Source organism: Pseudoalteromonas sp. J2K-J031 (assembly GCF_058197095.2).
This window is the reverse complement of record NZ_CM200279.1, coordinates 926,978-950,771: the sequence shown is the minus strand read 5'-3', so window position 1 is coordinate 950,771 and position 23,794 is coordinate 926,978. Positions and strand designations below refer to the sequence as shown.

General features: G+C 41.0%; 19 protein-coding genes, 1 other RNA gene and 3 pseudogenes. 10 read left to right on the top strand and 13 right to left on the bottom strand.

Annotated features, from left to right (window positions below; all coding sequences use genetic code 11):
- The first annotated feature begins 404 nt into the window (after positions 1–404).
- The 6 genes from AC3KZC_RS04360 to AC3KZC_RS04335 all read left to right on the top strand — a co-directional run bounded on the left by AC3KZC_RS04360 (position 405) and on the right by AC3KZC_RS04335 (position 5,656).
- The gene (locus tag AC3KZC_RS04360) at positions 405–701 is read left to right on the top strand and encodes a hypothetical protein (protein ID WP_490580142.1); all 297 of its coding nucleotides are present in this window, start codon (positions 405–407) and stop codon (positions 699–701) included.
- A gap of 5 nt (positions 702–706) precedes the next feature.
- Complete coding sequence (locus AC3KZC_RS04355) at positions 707–1,549, top strand: RHS repeat-associated core domain-containing protein (protein WP_490580143.1); 843 nt, start codon at positions 707–709, stop codon at positions 1,547–1,549.
- The gene (locus tag AC3KZC_RS04350) at positions 1,539–2,036 is read left to right on the top strand and encodes a hypothetical protein (protein WP_490580144.1); all 498 of its coding nucleotides are present in this window, start codon (positions 1,539–1,541) and stop codon (positions 2,034–2,036) included. The genes AC3KZC_RS04355 and AC3KZC_RS04350 overlap by 11 nt, the downstream gene beginning before the upstream one ends.
- 318 nt (positions 2,037–2,354) lie before the next feature.
- Complete coding sequence (locus tag AC3KZC_RS04345) at positions 2,355–3,620, top strand: RHS repeat-associated core domain-containing protein (protein WP_518525910.1); 1,266 nt, start codon at positions 2,355–2,357, stop codon at positions 3,618–3,620.
- Between the two features lie 3 nt (positions 3,621–3,623).
- Positions 3,624–4,049 (top strand): hypothetical protein, encoded by a 426-nt coding sequence (locus AC3KZC_RS04340; protein WP_490580261.1) that lies wholly within the window; start codon positions 3,624–3,626, stop codon positions 4,047–4,049.
- Between the two features lie 494 nt (positions 4,050–4,543).
- Positions 4,544–5,656, top strand: a complete 1,113-nt coding sequence (locus AC3KZC_RS04335) for an RHS repeat domain-containing protein (RefSeq protein WP_490580260.1) — start codon at positions 4,544–4,546, stop codon at positions 5,654–5,656.
- A gap of 932 nt (positions 5,657–6,588) precedes the next feature.
- Here AC3KZC_RS04335 and gcvP read toward each other — a convergent pair.
- From gcvP to AC3KZC_RS04315, 4 genes are all read right to left on the bottom strand, one after another.
- The gene (gene gcvP, locus AC3KZC_RS04330; RefSeq protein ID WP_490580259.1) at positions 6,589–9,480 is read right to left on the bottom strand and encodes an aminomethyl-transferring glycine dehydrogenase; all 2,892 of its coding nucleotides are present in this window, start codon (positions 9,478–9,480) and stop codon (positions 6,589–6,591) included.
- 232 nt (positions 9,481–9,712) lie between these two features.
- The gene (gene gcvH, locus AC3KZC_RS04325; protein WP_490580258.1) at positions 9,713–10,102 is read right to left on the bottom strand and encodes a glycine cleavage system protein GcvH; all 390 of its coding nucleotides are present in this window, start codon (positions 10,100–10,102) and stop codon (positions 9,713–9,715) included.
- 47 nt (positions 10,103–10,149) lie between these two features.
- A complete protein-coding gene (gene gcvT, locus AC3KZC_RS04320) occupies positions 10,150–11,229 on the bottom strand; it encodes a glycine cleavage system aminomethyltransferase GcvT (RefSeq protein WP_490580257.1) in 1,080 nt (359 codons plus the stop codon).
- A gap of 222 nt (positions 11,230–11,451) precedes the next feature.
- Positions 11,452–12,054: an aminomethyltransferase family protein gene (locus tag AC3KZC_RS04315; RefSeq protein WP_490580256.1), complete on the bottom strand. Its 603-nt coding sequence runs from the start codon at positions 12,052–12,054 to the stop codon at positions 11,452–11,454.
- Positions 12,055–12,180: 126 nt separating this feature from the next.
- Between AC3KZC_RS04315 and AC3KZC_RS04310 the strand changes: the two genes are divergently transcribed.
- Positions 12,181–13,026: a LysR family transcriptional regulator gene (locus AC3KZC_RS04310; RefSeq protein ID WP_490580255.1), complete on the top strand. Its 846-nt coding sequence runs from the start codon at positions 12,181–12,183 to the stop codon at positions 13,024–13,026.
- Positions 13,027–13,135: 109 nt separating this feature from the next.
- On the opposite strand, the gene AC3KZC_RS04305 is transcribed toward AC3KZC_RS04310, so the two are convergent.
- The 4 genes from AC3KZC_RS04305 to AC3KZC_RS04290 are packed head-to-tail and all read right to left on the bottom strand — an operon-like array spanning position 13,136 to position 17,395.
- Positions 13,136–14,323, bottom strand: a complete 1,188-nt coding sequence (locus AC3KZC_RS04305) for an FAD-dependent monooxygenase (RefSeq protein WP_490580254.1) — start codon at positions 14,321–14,323, stop codon at positions 13,136–13,138.
- Positions 14,320–15,513, bottom strand: a complete 1,194-nt coding sequence (gene ubiH / locus AC3KZC_RS04300; protein ID WP_490580253.1) for a 2-octaprenyl-6-methoxyphenyl hydroxylase — start codon at positions 15,511–15,513, stop codon at positions 14,320–14,322. Before ubiH ends, AC3KZC_RS04305 begins: the two co-directional genes overlap by 4 nt.
- Position 15,514: 1 nt before the next feature.
- Positions 15,515–16,816 carry a Xaa-Pro aminopeptidase gene (gene pepP, locus AC3KZC_RS04295; protein ID WP_490580252.1) on the bottom strand — a complete coding sequence of 434 codons (1,302 nt, stop codon included), beginning with the start codon at positions 16,814–16,816 and terminating at the stop codon, positions 15,515–15,517.
- Positions 16,817–16,828: 12 nt separating this feature from the next.
- On the bottom strand, positions 16,829–17,395 hold the full coding sequence (locus tag AC3KZC_RS04290) for a UPF0149 family protein (protein ID WP_490580251.1): 567 nt from the start codon (positions 17,393–17,395) through the stop codon (positions 16,829–16,831).
- A 183-nt stretch (positions 17,396–17,578) separates the two neighbouring features.
- Here AC3KZC_RS04290 and ssrS point away from each other — a divergent pair.
- Positions 17,579–17,761, top strand: a non-coding RNA gene (gene ssrS, locus AC3KZC_RS04285) — 6S RNA.
- Positions 17,762–18,227: 466 nt separating this feature from the next.
- Here the strand turns inward: ssrS and AC3KZC_RS04280 are convergent.
- Positions 18,228–19,161: pseudogene (locus tag AC3KZC_RS04280) on the bottom strand (DDE-type integrase/transposase/recombinase); the annotation flags it as partial.
- Between the two features lie 107 nt (positions 19,162–19,268).
- On the opposite strand from AC3KZC_RS04280, the pseudogene AC3KZC_RS04275 reads away from it, so the two are divergent.
- Positions 19,269–20,906 (top strand): annotated as a pseudogene (locus AC3KZC_RS04275) (IS1634 family transposase).
- Here AC3KZC_RS04275 and AC3KZC_RS04270 read toward each other — a convergent pair.
- From AC3KZC_RS04270 to AC3KZC_RS04255, 4 genes and pseudogenes are all read right to left on the bottom strand, one after another.
- Positions 20,903–21,010: pseudogene (locus tag AC3KZC_RS04270) on the bottom strand (transposase); the annotation flags it as partial. The pseudogenes AC3KZC_RS04275 and AC3KZC_RS04270 overlap by 4 nt on opposite strands.
- A 56-nt stretch (positions 21,011–21,066) precedes the next feature.
- Complete coding sequence (locus AC3KZC_RS04265) at positions 21,067–21,996, bottom strand: lysylphosphatidylglycerol synthase transmembrane domain-containing protein (RefSeq protein ID WP_490580250.1); 930 nt, start codon at positions 21,994–21,996, stop codon at positions 21,067–21,069.
- Positions 21,997–22,008: 12 nt separating this feature from the next.
- Complete coding sequence (locus AC3KZC_RS04260) at positions 22,009–22,434, bottom strand: divergent PAP2 family protein (RefSeq protein WP_490580249.1); 426 nt, start codon at positions 22,432–22,434, stop codon at positions 22,009–22,011.
- Positions 22,435–22,447: 13 nt separating this feature from the next.
- Positions 22,448–23,293, bottom strand: coding sequence for a decaprenyl-phosphate phosphoribosyltransferase (locus AC3KZC_RS04255; RefSeq protein ID WP_490580248.1), 846 nt, complete (start codon positions 23,291–23,293; stop codon positions 22,448–22,450).
- 105 nt (positions 23,294–23,398) lie between these two features.
- Between AC3KZC_RS04255 and AC3KZC_RS04250 the strand changes: the two genes are divergently transcribed.
- Positions 23,399–23,794, top strand: coding sequence for a GtrA family protein (locus tag AC3KZC_RS04250; protein WP_490580247.1), 396 nt, complete (start codon positions 23,399–23,401; stop codon positions 23,792–23,794).

Here is a 23,794-nt window from a genome sequence, read left to right as displayed (position 1 = left end):
AAGGCAAGCTAAGTGTTTCAATGAAAGAATCCGTTTAGTGCCAAATTTAATTGGATGATCTGCTAAGACTAAAAGCCGTGGCGAAGGAGTTCGAAGTCTTTTAATTGCACTTGAGCTTTTGGCCTTCGCCAATAACTTGCTAAAGACTGCCACTAGCGGTTTTTATTAGCTGGTTGTGAAGCGATATTACGATTACTTTTGATGTGCTTATCGCGAAAAGTAGTTTTTCATTTTGAGAACAAGTGTTGATTTGAAATGTTTGTCGGGCTAAAGCCCGACCTACCATAGACAAGCAAAGTTACACACACGCCCTCCCCCTAAATCTAGCAAATGGTCAATGGGGCGCTGGCAGCTTTACCTACGATAACATCGGTAATTTAACGCAAAAAAAATTAGGCAGTTTTTTGCTTGATTACACCTATTCTAATAACCGAGTATCAGCTGTATCGGGCAGTCAAAATAGGCGTTTTACTTATGATGCAAGAGGTAATGTAACTAACAATGGTCTGCGAGGATTTAACTTCAACCTCGCCAATCAACTAACAAGCTCAGGTGCACTCAACTTTATTTATGATGGCCATGATAAGTTAGTTAAACGTACCAGCAATGGTTCAAATTCTTATCAAATTTACAGTCAATCAGGCAGCTTATTCATGAACTTCATACTGATGGTAGCAATACTGATTATGTCTATTTATTAGGGAGTTTGGTTGCTAAAATCAAAGGCAATAGTACAACTTATCTTCACAGTGACCTGTTAGGCTCCCCAAGATTAGAAACAAATGAGAATAGAATAATTGTCAGTGGCAGCAGGCAACATTATCAGCCATATGGAAAGCGGATCCCATCAAGTGACTACACAGACATTGGATTCACAGGCCATAAACATGACGGTGATTTAGGCCTCACATATATGCAGGCACGATACTATGATCCAGTTATCGGGCGTTTCTATTCGAATGATCCACTAGGATTCCGTGATGTACATAGCTTTAACCGTTACGCTTACGCCAATAACAACCCTTATAAATACACAGATCCTGACGGAAAAGATGCTATGATCACATTTAATAAGAATGGAAGCATCCAAATTGATATTCCAACGAAATTTAGTAGTGTAGGTGCCACACAATCAAATATAAGTGGAATTAAGACTGCTGTTTCTAAGGCATGGTCGGGCACATACAATATTAATGGAAAGAATACTCAAGTAAATGTTGCGATAACAGACGCTAGTTCAGGTTCAGGAGGCCCTGTTAACAATATTACATTAACTGATGGGCCAACATCAGATGCTTATTCCAATGGAGATTCGTTTGTTGATGGTAGCAATTCTGGCGAGTGGAGAACTGATACTGGTGGAATCACCGATGGGACTGTAGCTCATGAAGCAGGTCATTTAATGGGCATTGGCGACAAGTATATAGGCAGTACAGCGTACCCAACTTATGAAAATAATATAATGGGTAACAAATCAGGAACAGTAGATGGGCGCAATATTAACGAAGCATTGAAAAGTGATGTCAACTGGAAAAAGGATGAAAAATAGAATCATGAAAAATGTTATTGCGTTAGTTTTTGCTTTGATAACAACATCTGCTTGTGCAAACAGTAATTTGTATCCTTATTGCAACGTATTTTTAGGAACTGCTTGTTTTGGAGTTAAAGCTGGTGATGAATATAAATTTACCTCTAAATTGGATTTTAGGACTTATGAGATAAAGTTAAGTAATGGGGATGAAGTAAATATTTATTCAGGATACCACCCTTCGGCTTTTGAATTTAATCGAGCATACCTTTCGAAAGAAAATATCGATGGTTACTTAATTTCGGCAATGAAAATTGATGATAAAAATCATCGTGTTTTGATTGAACCAACAAAAAATAGGGTTCCGTTTGTTAACATTAATATTTCGATATTTTCTGATGATAAGCAGTTAATAAGCGAATTTATTAAGAGCTTTAAAGGTTGCACGAGGACAAAGTTAGCCACCTCTTGTACAGATAACAGTTTGTTGCAAAGGGTTGCTATGTAATCCTTTTAATCCAAAGCCTCGCACTCGCGGGGCTTTGTTTTTCTGACTTTGGTGGCTTGGTTTTTTGTTTTCAAGATGCAGCAGCTCAATGAAAGAATCCGTTTAGTGCCAAATTTAATTGGATGATCTGCTAAGACTAAAAGCCGTGGCGAAGGAGTTCGAAGTCTTTTAATTGCACTTGAGCTTTTGGCCTTCGCCAATAACTTGATATAGGCTACCACTGGCAGTGTTGATTAGCTGGTTCTGAGGCGAGATTGTTATTACTTTTTGATGTGCTTATCGCGGAAATTATTTTTTTCATCTTTAAAACAAATGCTTATGTGGAATGTTTGTCGGGCTAAAGCCCGACCTATCATAGACAAACAAACTTACACACACGCCCTCCCCCTAAATCTAGCAAATGGTCAATGGGGCGCTGGCAGCTTTACCTACGATAACATCGGTAATTTAACGCAACAAAAATTAGGCAATTTTTTGCTTGATTACACCTATTCTAATAACCGAGTATCTGCTGTAGCGGGCAGTCAAAATAGGCGTTTTACTTATGATGAAAGAGGTAATGTAACTAACAATGGTCTGAGAGGATTTAACTTCAACCTCGCCAATCAACTAACAAGCTCAGGTGCACTCAACTTTATTTATGATGGCCATGATAAGTTAGTTAAACGTACCAGCAATGGTTCAAATTTTTATCAAATTTACAGTCAATCAGGCAAGCTTATTCATGAACTTCATACTGATGGTAGCAATACTGATTATGTCTATTTATTAGGGAGTTTGGTTGCTAAAATCAAAGGAAATAGTACAACTTATCTTCACAGTGACCTGTTAGGCTCCCCAAGATTAGAAACAAATGAGAATAGAATAATTGCAAATAGCAGCAGGCAACATTATCAGCCATATGGCAAACGGATCCCATCAAGTGACTACACAGACATTGGATTCACAGGCCATAAACATGACGGTGATTTAGGCCTCACATATATGCAGGCACGATACTATGATCCAGTTATCGGGCGCTTCTATTCGAATGACCCGGTTGATGTATTAGGTCACACACAACGTGGCAACCCAGTTCATGGTTTTAACAGATATACTTATGCAAACAATAACCCCTACAAGTATGTTGATCCGGATGGTGAATTCGGAATCCTTGGGGCCGCGATTGGCTTCGCTATCGAAGGGGCTGTCCAAATCGCTCAAGGGGAACTTAATGTCACGAAACTTGTCGTTTCGACAATTGCTGGCGGTGCTGGAGTTGGGCTTGGTCAAAAAGCGGCACAACTTGGATCTATGCTATCCAATGGTTCAAAGCTTGGTTCTACGGCAGCACAGGTTAGTGGTGCTGTAACTGAAGCAGTTGCAACTAATGTCATTGAAACAAGTGCTAACAATGCCATAAACTCAGTGACTGGAGCTAACGAAATGGAAAACATTAATGCTTCTGGTGCGGCAACTAACGCTGTTGCAAATACAGCGGCAGGGAATATTGCCGACAATAAAATTGGTGCATCAGGCACTAAAAAGCAGATCTTTTCAAAGGGGCTGTTGAAGGAGTTAGGAAAGTGGCAGAGGAATTATTAAAAGATGAATAATCTAACTGAATTACAACAAATCAAATTGATGAAATTAAATGCGTTCTATTTCAACTGGACTAGAAGCGCACTAATTTACTTGAACCTTATAGGTTTTGTTACGCTTACTGTTGTAGCATTTCAAAAAAATAAAGAGCTCATGGATTTTGTTGGCAACTTACCAATAATGATTTTAATCATGACATCAGTCAGCTTGGTTATCTTTCCAATAGTAGATGTTTATGAATTTTTACTTAAAAAACGAATATGCGAGTTACTCCAAATCGATTTTGAAAGTGAATTCATAAGTAAATTGTCTAGTAAAGACATTGATGAAATTAAGAAACTATATTTAGACTTACACAAGTCAGCAAACACTGAACAAGATGTTAAATCTAAAGTTCACTCGAAATTTACTGAATTAATAAGCCGTAACTAGCGTAATTTTTTGAATCCCAAGCCTCGCCTTGCAGACTAAGCTGGCGGGGCTTTTTATTGTTCTTAATAATAACTGAGGGGCTTTATTTTTGGCTGATTTTGAAGCCAAAGGGATCTAAGTAGCTTTACGCTTGCTGAGGTTTTATTTTAACTCAGCGTCTAGTGAAAAAATCCGTGCCGAAGGAGTTCGAAGTCTTTTAATTGCACTTGAGCTTTTTGGCCCTCACTAGCTAAAGACTGCCACTAGTGGTTTTTATTAGCTGGTTGTGAAGCGATATTGCTATTACTCTTGATGTACTTATCGCGAAAAGCAGTTTTTCATTTTGAGAACAATCACTTGCGTTAAATACTTGCCGGGCTAAAGCCCGACCTATCATAGACAAACAAACTTACACACACGCCCTCCCCCTAAATCTAGCAAATGGTCAATGGGGCGCTGGCAGCTTTACCTACGATAACATCGGTAATTTAACGCAACAAAAATTAGGCAATTTTTTGCTTGATTACACCTATTCTAACAACCGAGTATCAGCTGTATCGGGCAGTCAAAATAGGCGTTTTACTTATGATGCAAGAGGTAATGTAACTAACAATGGTCTGAGAGGATTTAACTTCAACCTCGCCAATCAACTAACCAGCTCAGGTGCACTCAACTTTATTTATGATGGCCATGATAAGTTAGTTAAACGTACCAGCAATGGTTCAAATTTTTATCAAATTTACAGTCAATCAGGCAAGCTTATTCATGAACTTCATACTGATGGTAGCAATACTGATTATGTCTATTTATTAGGGAGTTTGGTTGCTAAAATCAAAGGAAATAGTACAACTTATCTTCACAGTGACCTGTTAGGCTCCCCAAGATTAGAAACAAATGAGAATAGAATAATTGTCAGTGGCAGCAGGCAACATTATCAGCCATATGGAAAGCGGATCCCATCAAGTGACTACACAGACATTGGATTCACAGGCCATAAACATGACGGTGATTTAGGCCTCACATATATGCAGGCACGATACTATGATCCAGTTATCGGGCGCTTCTATTCGAATGATCCAATGGATGCTTTGTCACATTTATTAAAAGGAAACATTCACGGGTTCGGGCGATACACATATGGAAACAATAATCCATACAAGTTTACAGACCCTGATGGAAGAGAAGCTGCAAGTGCATTTGATAGTTTTGCTAAATTCTTTAAGAGTGCTGAAACACAAACAAAAAATGTAGCTTCAGGACTAAAAGCAACTGCCAACCAGACAGGTAAAGGTCTTGAAAATGGAGCAGAATTTACAAAGGAGTTTGCGAAAGAAAATTTAGGTAATGCCAGTACAATCGCGGGTGTTATTCCCGGTGGTCAGGTTGCTTCTCTCGCTTTAGCTGGTGCTGATTTATTAGTAAATGGTGATAGCTCAAGCGCAGCAGGTGCAATTGCTGCAACTGGCGTTGACGCGGCTAAGAGTGACTCCGGAGCTGTTAAAGTCACAACAAATAAAGCTCAGGCAATCAAGGCTGTTGGAGATTGGGCTGTCGGTGTTGTAGTAGGCACAGTTGCAACTGAAGTAAACAAAGAAGTTACTGAAAAAATGGAGACTGATAAAAAATGACGATACCTTCAATGAAACAGTTTTTTTATTTTTTATTAGGGGTAGGTATCCTTAAATATGCTCATTACTCTTATATTCACGAGCAGATTAACATTCGAGCTTCGGAAATAATCAAGGCTGAATCGCCAATGCTTTTCTTCTTAGTATGGTTGGTAATTTTGCTTGTTGGTTTGTTTCTAGTAATTACTCCTTTTATACCAGATAAACTTTACGACAAAATTATTGGTAAAAGTGACTCGCCATACAAATAGTACTTTTTGAATCCAAAACCTCGCACTAGCGGGGCTTTTTATTGTTCTCAAATATCAGGAGAATCACGGGGTCAGGTCTTGCATTGTGCACAAAAGAAGAATCAATGGGGTCGCGTCTTGCTTTTTGCCTTTGGCTAAATAATTTAATTTATCTTAAAGAAAAACCTGCCGAGCTGCGCTCGCCTTCGCAAGCAGGCTTGCACCTACGGGAATATCAAAGCAAAGGCTGATGTTGGTAAATTCCCCCGTTATCAAGCCCTGAAAATAATTTATTGATGAGTAATTTCGCGCATGGATGCGCGATAAGCCATGCTTGTACATGGATGTACTTTCATGGCGTTTACGTTCACATCAATGAGTTATTTGAAGGATTAAGCGTGATGTCGGTGGCGCTGGGTGAGTCCAGAGAGGGGTGAGCGCTAGCCCCTCTTTGGCTGCCGTCGCCAGCGCGACAACAGTGCTAATTTAAAAAGTGGTTTTTCAATTTTTAAAATAGATGTTTATTTGAAAACGGCTTTTAAAAAACTGTCGGGCCAAAGCCCAACCTACAAAAAGCGGGCAAGCTTCGCAAGCAGGCTTGCACCTACGTTTCCCAACATCACTATCATCATAAATTTCGCTCAACAAAAAAGGCAAACCGAGGTTTGCCTTTTTTATCAAATCACAATATTAAAATTTCAATTATTCAGCGTAGCTGTCTACCGGTGGGCATGAACAAATTAGGTTACGGTCGCCGTATACGTCATCGATACGGGTTACTGTTGGCCAGAATTTGTTTTTAGCTACCGCTGGTACTGGGAACGCTGCATAAAAACGGTCGTATGCTCGGTCCCACTCGTTGCCAAGTACGTCTGCTTGAGTATGCGGTGCAAATACCAGTGGGTTGTTTTCAACAGTCCACTCGCCGCTTGCTACTTTATCGATTTCGCCTTTGATAGAAATCATGGCTTCGATGAAGCGGTCGATTTCAACTTTTGACTCAGATTCAGTTGGCTCAATCATTAACGTGCCCGCTACTGGGAACGACATAGTTGGCGCGTGGAAACCGTAATCCATTAAGCGTTTTGCTACGTCCATTTCTGTGATGCCTGTGGCTTCTTTTAAAGGGCGTAAATCAACGATACATTCGTGTGCAATACGGTTGTTTTGACCACGGTATAAAATTGGGAAATGCTTGCTTAACTTTTCAGTTAGGTAGTTAGCATTCACAATTGCCATTTCAGTGGCATTTTTTAAGCCTTCGCTGCCCATCATGGTGATGTATGCCCATGAAATAGGAAGGATTGCTGCTGAACCGTATGGCGCTGCAGATACTGCACCGTTGCCTGCTGTAGTACCTGGCACGTTAATGACGCTGTGGTTCGGCATAAATGGGGCTAAATGTGCTTTAACGCCAATTGGGCCAACACCTGGGCCGCCGCCGCCGTGTGGGATACAGAATGTTTTATGTAAGTTTAAGTGTGATACGTCTGAACCAATGAAGCCTGGGCTGGTGACACCAACTTGCGCATTCATGTTGGCGCCATCCATGTACACTTGACCACCGTGTTGATGAATGATGTCACACACTTCTTTAATATTTTGCTCGTAAATACCGTGTGTTGATGGGTACGTTACCATGATACACGCTAAGTTTTCAGCAACCGACTCAGCTTTGGCTTTTAAGTCAGCCATGTCGATGTTACCGTTTTTATCACAGCTTACCACTACAACGTTCATGCTTGCCATTTGAGCTGTTGCCGGGTTTGTACCGTGCGCAGAACTTGGGATTAAACAGATATTACGGTGTGAATCACCACGTGACTCGTGGTATTTACGAATGGCGATTAAGCCTGCGTATTCACCTTGTGCACCTGAGTTTGGTTGCAATGAAACAGCATCGTAACCGGTAATGTTCACTAACCAATCATGTAATTCGTTGATCATGATTTGGTAACCTTCTGCTTGGTCTAACGGGCAGAATGGGTGAAGGTTAGCAATTTCAGGCCAAGTTACAGGGATCATTTCGGCCGTTGCATTCAATTTCATGGTACATGAACCTAATGAGATCATTGAATGGTTAAGCGATAAGTCTTTGTTTTCTAGGCGTTTGATATAACGAAGCATTTCTGTTTCGCTGTGGTACGAGTTGAAGTTTGGATGCGTTAAAATCGCATCGTCACGTACGAGTGCCGCAGGAATAGAATCTGAACCATTGGCAGTGATTTGCGCATCAAGTGCTGCAACATCTAAGCCGTGGCCTGCACCTAAAATCACGTCGAATAACGTTGCGATATCAGCACGTGTGGTTTCTTCGTTTACTGAAATCGAGTATTCGCCCGCGTGGTTGGTAGCAAAGTTAATTTCTGCTGCAAGTGCACGTGCAATCACTTCGTCTTTATTTGCTGCAACAACCGTTAAAGTATCAAACCATGTTGAATGCTTTAAGCTTACGCCTTTAGCTTGTAAACCAGCAGCTAAAATATCAGCAAAACGGTGAATACGCTGTGCAATCACTTTTAAGCCTTGTGGGCCGTGGTAAACCGCATAAAATGCCGCCATGTTGGCTAATAATACTTGCGCGGTACAAATGTTTGAGTTGGCTTTTTCACGGCGAATGTGTTGTTCGCGTGTTTGCATTGCCATACGTAATGCGTCGTTACCTAAACGGTCTTTTGAGATACCGATGATACGACCTGGTAATGAACGTTTGTATTCATCACGCGTTGCAAAAAATGCTGCGTGAGGACCGCCGTAACCCATAGGTACACCAAAACGCTGCGCCGAACCTAGCACTACGTCTGCACCTAATGAGCCTGGTGATTTTAATAAAATTAAGCTCATGATGTCTGCAGCAACACAGGCAATGGCTTTTTTATCATGCACTGTCGCAATTAAGCCCTGCACATCAACAATTTCACCACTGGTTGATGGGTATTGGAATAACGCACCAAAAATATCATGATTTGCAACATCAGCCGCAGGCGCAACAACAACGTCAAAACCAAACTGTTCAGCACGTGTTTTTACAACGTCGATTGTTTGTGTATGTACGTCATCAGCAACAAAGAATGTATTGGCTTTTTTCGCTTTAGCAACACGTTTTGCAAGCGCCATTGCTTCAGCAGCGGCTGTTGCTTCGTCAAGTAATGACGCTGAGGCTAAATCAAGACCGGTTAAATCAATTGAAAGCGTTTGGAAATTTAATAACGATTCTAAACGGCCTTGTGCGATTTCTGGCTGGTAAGGCGTGTACGCTGTGTACCAACCTGGATTTTCAAGCACGTTACGTAAAATAACGTTTGGAACTAATGTCGGGTGGTAACCTTGGCCGATATACGATTTGTAGAGCTTGTTTTTAGACACTACAGATTTTAAGTAGCTTAATGCTTCTACTTCAGTACGGCTTTCACCGACTGTTAAACCCTGCTCTAAACGGATACTTGCAGGCACAGTTTGGCTGATTAGCTCTTCAACGCTTGATACATTTAATTCAGCTAGCATGGCTGCAGTTTGTGCTGCATTCGGGCCGATATGGCGGCGAATAAAATCTTGCTTTTGCTCGAGTTGATCAAGAGATTTGGCGTGTGACATTAGTCCAGATTCCTATTAATCCAAAAAAAATAAATGTTACAAACCGGATTGGTCGGTTTGCTAACACAATGCCGTTGAGTCAATGGGGTTAACAACAACATTTGAATGTGTGCAATTGAAGTACATACGTATTTCAACTGGCTTTTGTGTGGTTTTTTATGATGATTGCCAAGGCAATGATGGTAAAAAACCATAAAAGCCCCAAATGGGGCTTTTATACATCAAACGACTATTACTCTTCGTCGATTGAGTTTTCGTAACCTTCAGCGTCAAGTAGGTTATCAAGCTCAGACTCGTCTGATGCTTTAATGCGGAATAACCAACCGTCGCCATATGAATCGTTATTCACACTTTCAGGTGTGTTTTCTAACATTTCATTCACTTCAACAACAATCCCGCTAATTGGTGCATAGATATCTGACGCTGCTTTTACTGATTCTGCCGTAGCACAACTATCACCTGCGTCTAACTCAGCGCCCACTTCTGGTAACTCAACAAATACCATGTCACCTAAAAGATCTTGTGCGTGCTCAGTGATGCCTACTGTGAACGTACCGTCGCCTTCATCGCGAACCCACTCGTGTGACGATGCGTATTTTAATTCGCTTGGGATATTGCTCATTCTACTGTTCCTTCGACTAAATTATTTTGGGACTAGCCCGAAACTGATTAAATTATTTTTTTACCAAAACGTACAAATGATGGAGCCACCACTTTTACGTCGACTAATTTTTTACGCATTTCTACTTGCGCAGTCTCACCAACGGTATTTGGTACGCGTGCAAGCGCAATACTGTAACCTAAGGTTGGAGAGAATGTACCAGAAGTGATTACACCTTCGCCACCTTCTACGATGACTTTACTGCCTGAGCGTAATACACCTTTATCTTCATAGACTAAACCAACCAATTTATCGACACCTTCTGCTTTTTGTTTAACTAAAGCAGCACGGCCGATAAAGTCACGGTCTTGTGGTTCCCATGCAATCGTCCAGCCCATGTTAGCAGCAAGTGGCGATACAGTTTCATCCATATCTAAACCATATAGGTTCATACCTGCTTCTAAACGTAGCGTATCTCGTGCACCTAAACCTGCTGGTGCAACTCCTGCGTCTAATAATTGTTGCCATAAATCAGCGGCTTCATCGTTATGAACCACAATTTCATAGCCTGCTTCGCCAGTATAACCTGTCGTTGCAATAAATAAGTTGCCCGCTTGAACGCCAAAAAATGGCTTCATGCCTTCTACTGCGGCATTTTGCTGGGCATTTAAAATAGTCGCTGTTTTTGCTTTTGCGTTCGGGCCTTGCACGGCAATCATCGCAAACTCTGGGCGCTCTGTCACTTCAACAGCAAAATCAGCAGCCACAATTGCAATGTGCGCTAAGTCTTTTTCGCGTGTTGCAGAGTTTACAATTAAGCGGTACTCAGTGTCAGAGAAGAAATAAATGATCAAGTCATCTATCACACCACCTTCGTGGTTTAACATACCTGTGTAAAGCGCTTTGCCCGGTACAGTTAATTTAGCAACATCGTTAGCAACCAATTTACGTAAAAATGCTTTTGCATCAGCGCCTTTCACATCAACGATAGTCATGTGTGATACGTCAAACATGCCGGCATCGGTGCGCACTGCGTTGTGCTCTTCGATTTGTGAACCGTAGTTGATTGGCATTTCCCAGCCGTGGAAATCTACCATTTTTGCGCCAGCTTCGATGTGCTTAGCGTGAAGAACTGTTTTATTTGTCATAATATTCCTGCACTTAAGTAAAAGCCCTAACAGTCAGGCCGCTTCCTCATCATTGAGGGGAATAACATGGGCGGCGATTATACATAAGTTAATAATCTCTACCACTGATTTTATATTGCGATTTATTCACTTGGGATAGGGCTAAAATTAAGCATAAAACACTGCTAAACAAGCCAAAAACCAACAAAAAATCTAAACATACGTTTACGGTTTTAATGCACCCTACGCTGCGTGCGCATTAAACCCTAAGCCAACAAAACGAGTTTGCCAATTGGCAAGCTCAGCAGGGTTGGCAATTAATTCATAACTTTGACCTGCATCATTTGCTACTGCGGTTAAAAATACCGCATCACTTTGGGCACCAAAGCGCAAAGCGTAGTCAGACAAACGTAAACCCGGCGTTAAAGCAAACTCATCCACTAACGTATGAAACGCATCTGCACCTTGCACCGACAACACCGCAAAATCATCACGAGCAATCACATCAATATCAAAATAAGTTTCAAATTGAGTCAGCCAATTGGCAAAAATAAGAGGTTCAGAAGTATTCACAACAAGGCGAAAAGCAGATTCAGAAAAGTAGTACACATCAAGGGTCATGTTTTGGTTGGCGCTAAAGCCATTAATTTTGCTTTGCAACCCCATGCCGGGTGTGGTGAGTTTGGCCACATTAGCGACCAGAACTTGACGTAAAAAAGGTAACACCGCACTGCCGCCGATATCAAACACCCATTTATTGGCGACATAAGACGTACTGTTTTGTTGCGTTAAAACAGCGTGGTGGTCGAGTAAATGGCTAGCAAACAATTTGGGTTGAAACGCCATGGTTAATACCTAGTTTACATTGATACAAAAATTATATTGCGCCAGCAAGTGAACAACAAATTGTAATTTTAAATCTACTGATAAATAATACTTATATTAAAGGTTGTTTAAATTGAGAATGTTAATATGAAAAACATCCCAACCGATAGCTTACGTACGTTAGTTACTGTGATTGAAGTAGGCGGTTTTGCTAAGGCCGGTGAGTTATTAGGGCTATCGCAACCTGCGGTGAGCTTGCAAATAAAGCGCTTAGAAGAAATGCTTGATACCAAGCTATTTAAAAAACAAGGCCAGCGCCAAGTGCTCAATCATCATGGCGAGTTACTGCTGCCACTGGCTAAACAAATGTTACTGACTAACGATACTATTTTGCAACAATTTAGCTCTGAGGTGATCACAGGTAAAATACGTTTGGGTATTCCCAGTGAATTTGCCGCCACGATTTTACCCGCCATTATTGGCGACTTTGTTTCGCTCTACCCGGATGTGTCCCTTGAAGTAAAATCAGAGCTCAGTAAACAACTGCTACAAACAAGTAACCGCGAGCAATTTGATTTAATTTTGACCTTAATTGAACAACTCGACCAAAACGAACACCCCATTTTTATGCAAGACGAGCTGGTTTGGGTTGGCGATTTAAACTTAGTGCAAAATACGGTCGTGACTCTGGTGGCTGCCCCACAAGGTTGTATATATCGCCGCCGCGCAATTAAAGCACTCGAAGAAGCCGGTTTAAAATGGCGCGTTGTCTATACCAATGCCGATTTAGCAGGCCTGACCGCCGCCCTTAAAGAAGGATTAGGCATTACCGTGCTTGCCAAACAAACCGTACCAACCGATGTGCCTTATCAAAAATCGACCAGTATTTTACCGGCCTTAGGCACTGTGGGTATCAGCTTAATCAAAAAGCACCAAGACAGTAACCCAGCCGTAGACAAACTAGCCGAGTTTATCGCCCTGCGCTTGAAGTAAGCACGGTTAAAACAGGCCCAGCACTATGACTTGCCACTAGCCCTAGCCATAAAAAAACCGCATCACTGCGTTTTTTTGTTGTTACAGATTGACCCCTTAAAAAGGTGAGTTATTTCCCGAGCGCTTGATCGGCAAATAGCTGTTTAAGTGGGCTCAGGTTATCGACCAAATTAAGCCCGACACCACGAATGAGTTTTTTAAGTGGATGTTGGCCTTCAAATAATTCTTTTAAACCCTGCATCATCGCAATATGGGTTTGTGCATCGGCTTTACGGCCACGCTCATATTGGCGCAGCAGTGTATGCGGGGCAAAGTCTTTATTCGGCTTAGTTGCCTGCTCGGCCAAAAGATCCAACAAATAAGCGGCATCTTTTAGCCCTAAGTTCATACCAAGCCCAGCTAACGGGTGAATGGTATGCGCCGCATCGCCCATTAAAATAACTCGGTTATCGAGCCATTTACGGGCATAACGCATTTTTAGCGGGAAACTTTGCCGAGCACTAACAACTTCGCATAAACCGCATTGGCCATCAAATTCAGCCATCAGCGCTTTATTAAACTCGCTATCGTCCATAGCTAATAATGCTTGAGCGCGCATTGGCGACGTTGACCATACAATTGAGTGCGTGTTCGCTTCAGGCAAAGGCAAAAATGCTAATGGTCCATCGGGTAAAAACACCTGACGTGCGACATTATGGTGCGGTAACTCGGTTTTAATGGTAGCCACAATAGCGTGATGATCATAATCCCAAAACGTAATCGGCATTTTATATTGCTGGCGAATCGCTGAGTTTGCGCCATCACAGGCCATCAACAGTTTGGCGATAATGGGCGTGCCATTTTTAAGGGTTAAAAAGACATCGGTATCACTTTGGTGAATTTGCTGATACGGGCTATCAAACAAAACCGTTGCTAAAGGCTGCTGCGCCAACTCGGTTAATAACGCTTGTCGGATCACATCGTTTTCGACGATATGCCCTAAATGGGTTAAATCTTGCTCTTGTGCAACAAATTCGATTTTGCCAAACGAGTCTTTATCGCGCACATCCATTGCGGTGTATGGTTGCGCTCGCAGTGCCACAATATGTTGCCATGCACCCAATTGCGTTAATAACCGCTGACTTGCAAGACTAAGCGCACTCACTCGCAGACTAAAATCGTTGCTCAATTGGCTTGGTACACTTGATGATGGCGCGCCATCAATCACTACAACACTAATTCCTTGTTTGGCTAAACCAAGCGCAAGAGTTAAACCAATGCAACCGGCACCCACAATACAGACTTGGCTTTGTTTCATGTTTTTAATCCTTGGCGGGTCTGCCCCATTAATTGCTTGGCTAATGGTTTTTTAAAACGATTGTTTAACTCTAAACTTAATAATCCCATGCTGCGGCCAAGGGCAATAATACGAGAGGTATTTGAAAAAAGTTTGACTAACGAATCAGTTAAACAGAGCACTGTGCCGATATCTTGTTGCCTTTGCTGTTGATACTGTTTTAAGACTGGATAAGTGCCAATATCAAGGCCTTGGTGATGCGCTGTGTTAATTAAATCAACCAGTAGCTTAATATCCCTCACACCTAAATTAAAACCCTGACCAGCAATGGGGTGCACGGTATGAGCCGCATTGCCTATTATCGCGGTGCGATGGGCGATAAATTGGCTCGCTTGGCCTTTGGTTAGTGGATACTGCGCTTTAACGCCCACTTTAATAAATTGCCCAGCACGGTAGCCAAACGCTTGCTGTAATTGCGCTAAAAATTCGTCATCACTGGCTTGCATTAAATCGGCCGCGGCATCAGGGTGCACGCACCATACCAAAGAATAACGATTTTGACTCATTGGCAATAATGCCATTGGCCCATCTTCGGTAAAGCGCTCAAACGCTCGTTGTTGATGACCGCCACTGACTTCGATATTGGCAATAATCGCGTTTTGTTGATAGGCCTCAGCCTTAAAATCAATCTTTAACATCGCGCGGCTTGCTGAGTGCGCCCCATCGGCCACAATCACTAATTTAGCGCTCAACTGTTGGTTATCATTCAAAGTGAGTATATTTACATCGGCGCTCAGATCGATTGCGCTCACAGTATGAGGGCAAAACAGTGTAATTTTTTGCTGCGCCAATTGCTGGTGCAGCATCATGCCAAAGGGTCTAACTTCTGCCACATAACCCAGTGCTGGCACTTGGTATTCTGCGGCGCTGATATTGGTTTTACCAAAGTGCCCACGGTCAGACACTTGCACACTTTCAATTGCTTCAACATAAGGGGCATTTTGATTAAATAGCCCTAATTGACTCAAATACGTAGCGCTGTGATGGGCAATTGCAATAGAGCGGTCGTCAAAACTAGGTTGGGCGCTGCTGTTGGCGGCAAAGGCTTCGACTACTGCAATGCGCAGCTCTGGACAACTTTTGGCCAAACATAATGCTTGGCTTGCGCCAATCAGCCCCCCACCTAAAATAGCCACATCAAACTGCTGCACCCTACACTCCTGCTTGCATAATGGCTTCTATTTCTGCAATAGTTTTTGGCACTAAAGCAGTCAGAACAATATGGCCTGTTTGAGTCACCACAATGTCATCTTCGATGCGAATGCCTATGCCTTTAAATTGCTCTGGCGCGATAGCGTCGGCAGCAACATATAAACCAGGCTCAACCGTCAGCACCATACCCGGCTCAAATGGGCGGTCTTTTTCATCTTGTTTATAATCGCCAACGTCATGCACATCTAACCCGAGCCAATGGCCAATGCCATGCATATAAAACGCTTTATAGGCTTGTTTACTAACAAGCTCATCAAGTTCGCCTTGCAATAAACCCAAATCAATCATGCCTTGCGTTAATACGTTTATAGCCACATCACCAACCATTTTTAAGGTGTTGCCCGGTTTGACCACATCAAGTGCGGCTAACTGCGCATCGAGCACCAATTGGTACAACTGCTTTTGCGGCGCACTAAAACGGCCATTAACAGGAAAAGTCCGAGTAATATCAGCGGCATAACCTTCAAGTTCACAGCCTGAATCTATCAAGATTAAATCACCATCAACAAGCGCAGCGCTGTTTTCAGTGTAATGCAAAATATTGGCATTATCGCCTGAGCCAACAATGGTGCCATACGCAGGGTGGCGCGCACCATTCATCGCATAATGATGATGTATTTCGGCCTCTAGCTGGTACTCGGTAGCACCTGCTTTGGCAAATTTCATCGCTCGAATATGCGCTTGCGAGCTGATATTGGCCGCTTTTTGCATTAGAGCAAGTTCTGCATCCGATTTAAATAAACGCATTTCATGCACTAAGCTACGCACATCTTTAATGGTGTGTGGCGCTTTAAAACCACGTTTTGGGCCATTACGTAATGTATTAATACATTGCCATATTAAATCATCAAACTGGCTGTCATTGCCTTGCGCAAAATATAAGGTTGGATGACCATTTATTAACGCGAGGAGTTTATCCTCAAGCCCATCGAGGCTATCGGCATGATTAAACCCCAATTGAATTTGAGCTTGTTCAGGACCAAGACGTCTACCACTCCAAATTTCGGCCATTTTATCTTTAGCGCGACAAAACAAAGTACATGGTTCGGCTAAATCAGGGGCAAGTACCAAAACCGCATCAGGCTCGTTAAAGCCAGTTAAGTAAAAAAAGTCACTGTCTTGACGAAAGGCATATTCGGTATCGCGACTGCGGGTTTTCTCTTTAGCTGCACGAATGATTGCAATGGAATTGGGCTCCATATTGGCAAGCAAACGCGCACGTCGTTGAATAAATTCGCTCATGATTAGGCTCTATTAATGAATCGTTTTATTAGTCGGTGTCGTTGTCACTTGTTTTTCACCTAATTCGGCAAAACATAACAAGGTCGAAATTCGCACATATTCAATAATTTCATACAGACTTTGGCCGTCTTCTTCGGTTTCATCAAAATGAGTATCTAATTTACTGATCTCAGTAAAGTCTTGGATCACTTCTTTAACGTCTGCTGATAAACGACCATAATCTTTTTGCTTTAATCCAAAGCCCAGTAAAAAACCAGCAATCCACGCAACCACTGCATTGGCTTGGTCGGCTAATGACTCATCATCATCGGGTAGATACAATTCAAAATGTAATTCCCGATCGCTTAATTTGCTGGTGACTTGCTTATAAAGCTCCACTAAAAACGTTTTTAACTCAGTTTGAAAAGCCTGGCCTTCATTAAATACATCACTTAATAAAGATAAATACTCAGTACTTTCAATTTCAAGGCCACAAGCAAGTAGACCGCTAATAACGCCATGCACTTCTGACGGCATAACAAAGACTTGATGTTTTTCGAGCAGCAACTGTGCTTCTTGGTAGGTGAGATTGTCGAACATTGTCGGTTTCTTAGCCAATAATTTGAGTTAACTATAAGCGTAATGCTACCACTGGGCTAGCGGCAACTCCAATAAATTAGCCTTAACAGTGCGATTTTAAAGCGTTTTGTTTATTAAAACTGCACTTGGAATTTTTTTTGCAATAAAAGATAGAGCTTTGCAAATTGTCTTATATAATTAAGTTGTTCTCTGAGATGCAGGTCAGTGGGTTAAGTCCCTGAGCCGATAAATTTTTTGTTAGGGACGCAGTTTATTAGCTATTGTGCAAGCTCGGCATGTACCGAGAAGCCTGCGGCTAGTTGTTGTGTTCCGCCTTGAACCTTAGGGTTCAAGGGCTGACACCCGCAACCGCATCTTGGAGACACCCCCCTCCTAAGCCTTTAAAATCAACACTTCCACAAATTAGACTAAAACTAAGCTTGAACTAAAAAAGCGGAGCAAATGCCTTCTTAGCGCAAAAGGCGGAACAAAGGGCAAAAAAGCACTAAAAACCTGACGCAAATCTGACGCAAAAAACAGGTATATTTACCCCTACCGTACTTACATTTTACCCAACACCAAATTCATATTTAACCTGAACTCTGGATAATAAATCTATCTCCAGTAGCTATTTTCAACAATAACTACGTTGAGTTTACTTGGAATAAACCCGCTATTGACGCATAAACTCGCCTTGTTATCCCTGTAAATCTCTGACTGGAGAGTTTCTGGATTTTTATATAAATTAAATCAATACGTTACTAAATCTCTTAACCAGAGTTCAGGTTATTTAATAAACGGTAATACACCATTTTTAATTGACGCTTAAAGTAGAATATTGCGTTATTAAAGCCTATTTGTATTTTGGGAGTATGCCACCAACTGCTTTGCTTGGTCGTTCATTGTTGTAAAACCAAGGCCATTCTGTCGCATTATCTTGCACTTAGGCAATACTGCTCATAAATATTGATTAGACATTCGTAGCGAACTGTTCGGTTGTACCGCTCCACATAAGCATTTTGCTGTAGGTTGCCTTCAGTTCATATCATGTTTTTTAGCCCATTCAGCGAGTAACGCACTGATACATTCGGACCCGCTATCGCTACAAATTTACTTTGGCTTATCACGCCATTCAATGACTTGATTTAGCGTACGGACAACGAGTTCATCTGGCTATGAGAAGTCGACCTCAATCACCAGCACCTCACTGTTAAAATCGTCAATGATATTAAGCAACCTAAAACCGCGTCCACCCCAAGTTGGTCGTGCATAAAGCCCGTAGACCAACACAGGTTCATCTCGTCAAGCACCGCAAGTGCATCCGGTTTTAAGCGTTTATTGGGCTTTATTCAAAGATTAAGACCAACTCCCGATTAATCCTCAACACCCGCTTGTGGTTCCAGCCAAAGTACTTCACGTTACGCAAAAAGTAGAAACACATACCAAAGATCCAACTGCAGTGCATTTTAGTTAGCCGAAGCAGCCAGTCAGCAATTAGCATATTCTCATCTCTCAGTTTAGCCTGATGGCGATAACAAGTTTCGCTAATCCCAAGCAAATCACACGCTAATTTGATGGTAATACAATGATTTTTAACCACCTTTTGCACCAACTACCGCCGACGCGACGGCTTTAACACTTTTTTCGATGGCCTCTTTGAGAATTTCAGCTTTTAAATGCTACTCGGCATACATCTTTTTAAGGCCGGTATTTTCGGTTTCTAGCCCCTTCAATCTGGCCATCATGGACGCGTCCATGCAGCCAAACTTGGCGCACCATTTATAGAACAGACATTGATCAGACCAAGCTCATAAATTTCTATTTAATTTCAGGTTAAAAAAAGCCCTAGGCTTGCTGTAATTTGATAGAATAACACCTCAACTTCGAGGTGTTTATGAACTTAAAAATCAAACGATTAGATCGTCATGGTGTTGTTTTAGGTGTCATCGCAGACTTAAAAATAGTCTCCCTTTTAGACCAATATTTACCTCAAGATGAGAAGCAAGAAATTACCCCAGGTGAAGCAGTTAAAGGCATGATTATGAACAGTCTTGGATTTGCCAATCGTCCTTTATCTCTCAGTCCTCAGTTTTTTACTAATTTTCCTCTTGAACATTTGTTCCTTAAAGGTGTGCAAGCATCGCATTTTAATCGTCATAAATTGGAAAGAACCCTCGACCAATGCCTTGATTTTGGTTGTGAAAGCTTATTTTCACTCGTCTCAGAGCAAGCTTGTCAACTTGAACAGGTTGATCGTACATTTGAATCATTAGATACAATCAGTCATTCTCTTACTGGTGAATATGCCGTTGATGAAGAAAATACCGATGAAAATATAATAAAAATCACGCACGGCTATAGCAAAGCTCGTCGTCCTGATTTGAAACAGGTAGTGCAAGAAATAATCGTCAGCCAAGATGGCGGTGTGCCACTTGCGTGTAAAAACTGGGATGGCAATAGTGCCGACACCGCTATTTTTGAAGCACGCAGCAAAGCCCTTGTTAATGAATTCAAGAAAAGCAAGACCCCGAAATTCCTTGTCGCTGATTGTAAGTTGTATCATCAAAATAACGCCGAATTTTTATCTAAAATCCAATTTATTACACTCATTCCTTCAACAATTTCGCTCGAGAAATCCTCCATCTCGACCGCCATTAAAAATGATAGCTGGATAAAAATTGATGATAACTACCAATATGTTGTTAATGATGTTGAGCACATGGGAATAAATCAGCGATGGATGGTTGTTTACTCAAATGCAGCAAATAATCGTGCCGAAAAAAATATCGCACGCCAAGTCGAGCGAGCACATACTCAAATTAAAAAAGCCCTTTATCACCTACAAGCGCAGCGATTTGCATGTCAAACCGATGCACAACGTGAACTTAATAAGTTAACGAAGAAATTTAAATATCATAAAGTGACAACGATGCAGTTCAATGAATATAAAGTATACGAAGGCAAAGGGCGAGCTAAAAAAGATGCGTCTGCGAAATGTATAGAATGGCAAATAAGCGCAGAAATTGAAGAAGATGGCCCTGCAATTAAAAAAGCAATAGAGCAAAAGTCATGCTTTGTATTAGCAACAAATGCAGATGAAAAAGCCCTAAGCCCAGAAGATTTACTCAGACATTACAAAGCACAATCAGAAGTTGAAAAAGGTTTTAGATTTTTAAAAGATCCGTTGTTTTTTGTTTCATCATTATTTATAAAAAAGCCAAGCCGAATAGATGCACTGTTGATGATAATGACACTGTCTTTATTAGTATATTCAATCGCTCAAAGACGATTGAGGGCGAACATGGAGAAAGTAAAAGCAACCATTCCAAACCAAATTAATCAGCTAATTGAAAGACCCACCTTACGGTGGATATTTCAATGTTTTGAAGGTATCAATTTAGTTCAGCATGGAGATGAAATCTACTAAGATGGGTTTAATGAGCTACGAGAAAAAATAATAAGATACATTGGTGGTCACGCTATGAATTTATATAAAATAGAAAAGTGGCATAGGGGTCTGATCAATGTCTGATAGAAGGTAGCCGAACTCATACCATGCTCACGGCACAGGGCGCCTGCTTCGGCCTGCTTTAAGATTGCCAGTATTTGACTGTCGCTAAATTTTGATGTTTTCATGCGGAATCTCCTGCGTTTATGTTGCGAGTAAATTCTACTCCTGACGTCAGTTATTTTTAGGGGGTATTACCGAGTGATTCAGTTATTTTTTGATTTTTTAGAGAAAAAGCACAAACCAATCCTATCATCATTGCTGGCAAAAGAGTCAGCATTCTGGTAATGAGGGAGGAGATTATAGCAATCTCGGGGTCAACACCAACTTGAGTTAAAAGCCATACCATTCCTAACTCAGTTACACCAATGCCACTTGGTATAAGTGATACAGCTCCAATCAACAAACTAAGGCAATATATGCTTACCGCCATTGCTATGCTTATTTCTATTTCGAAATTATTCAACATTAGGAACAAAACCAATCCTTGCGATGGCCATGCTATTAATGTGAATAGTTGATTTTTTAGTACAACAGGCATTCGCCACATGTCACTTAATATTTTAACTGGCTCAAACCATGGTTTGTTTTGCTCCAAGCTAAATACAAACTTTAATGCAGGCCCAATAATGAAAGGAAAGAGAAGTATGGCAACCGATAGAAAAACAAAAGAGACATCACTATGTTTAATAAGAAAATAAGTACCAAATAGTAAAACTACAATGACATCAAGTAATCGTTCTGACACAAAGCTTAAAAAGGTGTATCTAAATGGTACACCCAGCTCACTGAGGTGTGCCCCCCTCATTAACTCCCCAGCTTTGCCTGGGGATGCTGTAAAAGCAAAGCCAGATAAATAAATAATAATATGATGTTTTATTGAAGCTTTTTGCTCTGTCAATCTCATATAGCCTAACCAGCGAAGAGAACGACAAGAGTAGCTCAACACAGCAAGGCCAAAACACAAAGCCACTATTTCTACGGAAAGCTTTCGTAAATACTCCGCAGCAGCTTTGAAATCCGACGAGTACTTCCACGCAACATAAATGACAAAGCCTAGAGCCAACCATAAATACAGACGCTTTAATTGCTTGATATAAACGTCGTTACTCATAAGCTGTATTAATTATACTACCCAAAAAATGAACGCGTAATGCACACACCAAGCCGAAGCAATACCAGTTATGATACCAGCAAGAATCTCTAGGCGGGTATGCCCCATTCGCTCTTTCAAAGGTTTTTCTATTTTATCTTTATTTAGAACATTGATAGCTTTAGCGTGTTTGCCCACTTGTTGTCGCAAACTGTTCGCATCAAGTATGACAATAAATGCCAAAGCTAAAGCAACAACTAAAGCAGGCTCTTGAAGCCCTTCATTAAAAGCAATAATCGCTGCGGCACTACTCACGATACTACTATGATTGCTTGGCATACCACCGTAACCAATCAAATCAAATGCTAAACGTTTTGATCGAATGGTATTAATGGCAAACTTTGCACATCCTGCTACTAACCACGCAAAAAAAGGCGTAATAAGGTAACTAAAATCCATATCGTCTTCCTTTTTATACTACTAATGAATAGAAGCAAGTACTAACCCATCCAAGAATGGTTAGTTGGAGCCAGCGGTCTGCAAACAAGGCGTCAGTCGGAGACTCACCAGAGTCCTTTGACTCTACAATAAACCAATAACGGTATAACCCAAACAAAACAAATGGAATGGTGTAAACCATATCAGGCTTATCTGAAATAACAAATAAACTATAAAATAAAATAGCACAAGTTGCTGACATTTCAGCATATTTATCAACAAGACTTACGGTGTAATACCGCAACACATTACGAGCCTCATTACCACTATTCAACAACTCTTGCCTTCTTTTAATCGAAGCTAAGAAGAGAGCCAATGATAGCGTAGTAATAAACATCCAAGAAGAAAGCGGTACATCTAACGATACTGCCCCAGCATATACACGTAAAACAAAACCTGTCGCTATCGTAAAGATATCTAATACGGGTTGGTGTTTTAGGTGGAATGTATAGGCCACATTCAGCAATAAATACGCTACAACAACTGCGACCACTTGAGGGTAAACAAGAGACGATAATGCAACTATGCCATACAAAACAATCATCAAAATGCGAGCTTGTGGCTTACTCACTTCACCTGATGCAAGAGGTCTTGTTTTTGATTTAACCGGATGTTTTTTATCATTTTCCATATCTTGATAGTCATTTAATATATAAGTGGCTGACGAAGCTAAACAAAAAATGATGAAAGTAGAGAAAGCATGCTGTACCGACAACATGTCTGTAAATAAACCTGAAAAAAGTAAAGGCGCAAAAACAAAGGCATTTTTGACCCACTGCTTTATTCGCATAAGTCGTACTAGTGGGGGTAAACTAAACATTTTAATTCTTCTTATTGTCTTCTAGGATAAATCTAGGCTGGGAGTGGGCAAAATCTAAGTAAGATGATAAAGTGTTACTTTATCAAAATCAATGTATAAAAAATAATGACTAAAAGGATACTCTATGTCGCTTTTGCTGCTGTAGCGACCATTGTGAATATTTTCACGCAAGAAATAACATCCAACCTAGTTCTTCATCAATATGAGATCGTTGTAAGTATGTTTACAGGAACGCTAGCAGGTTTGGCCATTAAGTATTTTCTAGATAAGAGATTTATTTTTGAATTTGAAACTAAAAGCCAAAAGCAAGATCTCACTACGTTTTTTTTCTACAGCTTAATGGGTGTGGTTACTACACTCCTTTTTTGGGTCACTGAGTATGCTTTTGATATGTGGTTTGAAACCAAAGCTATGCGCTATGTTGGCGCAATTATTGGTTTAAGCATTGGTTACATGACTAAATATTACTTAGATAGAAAATATGTATTTATAGAGCGTTAA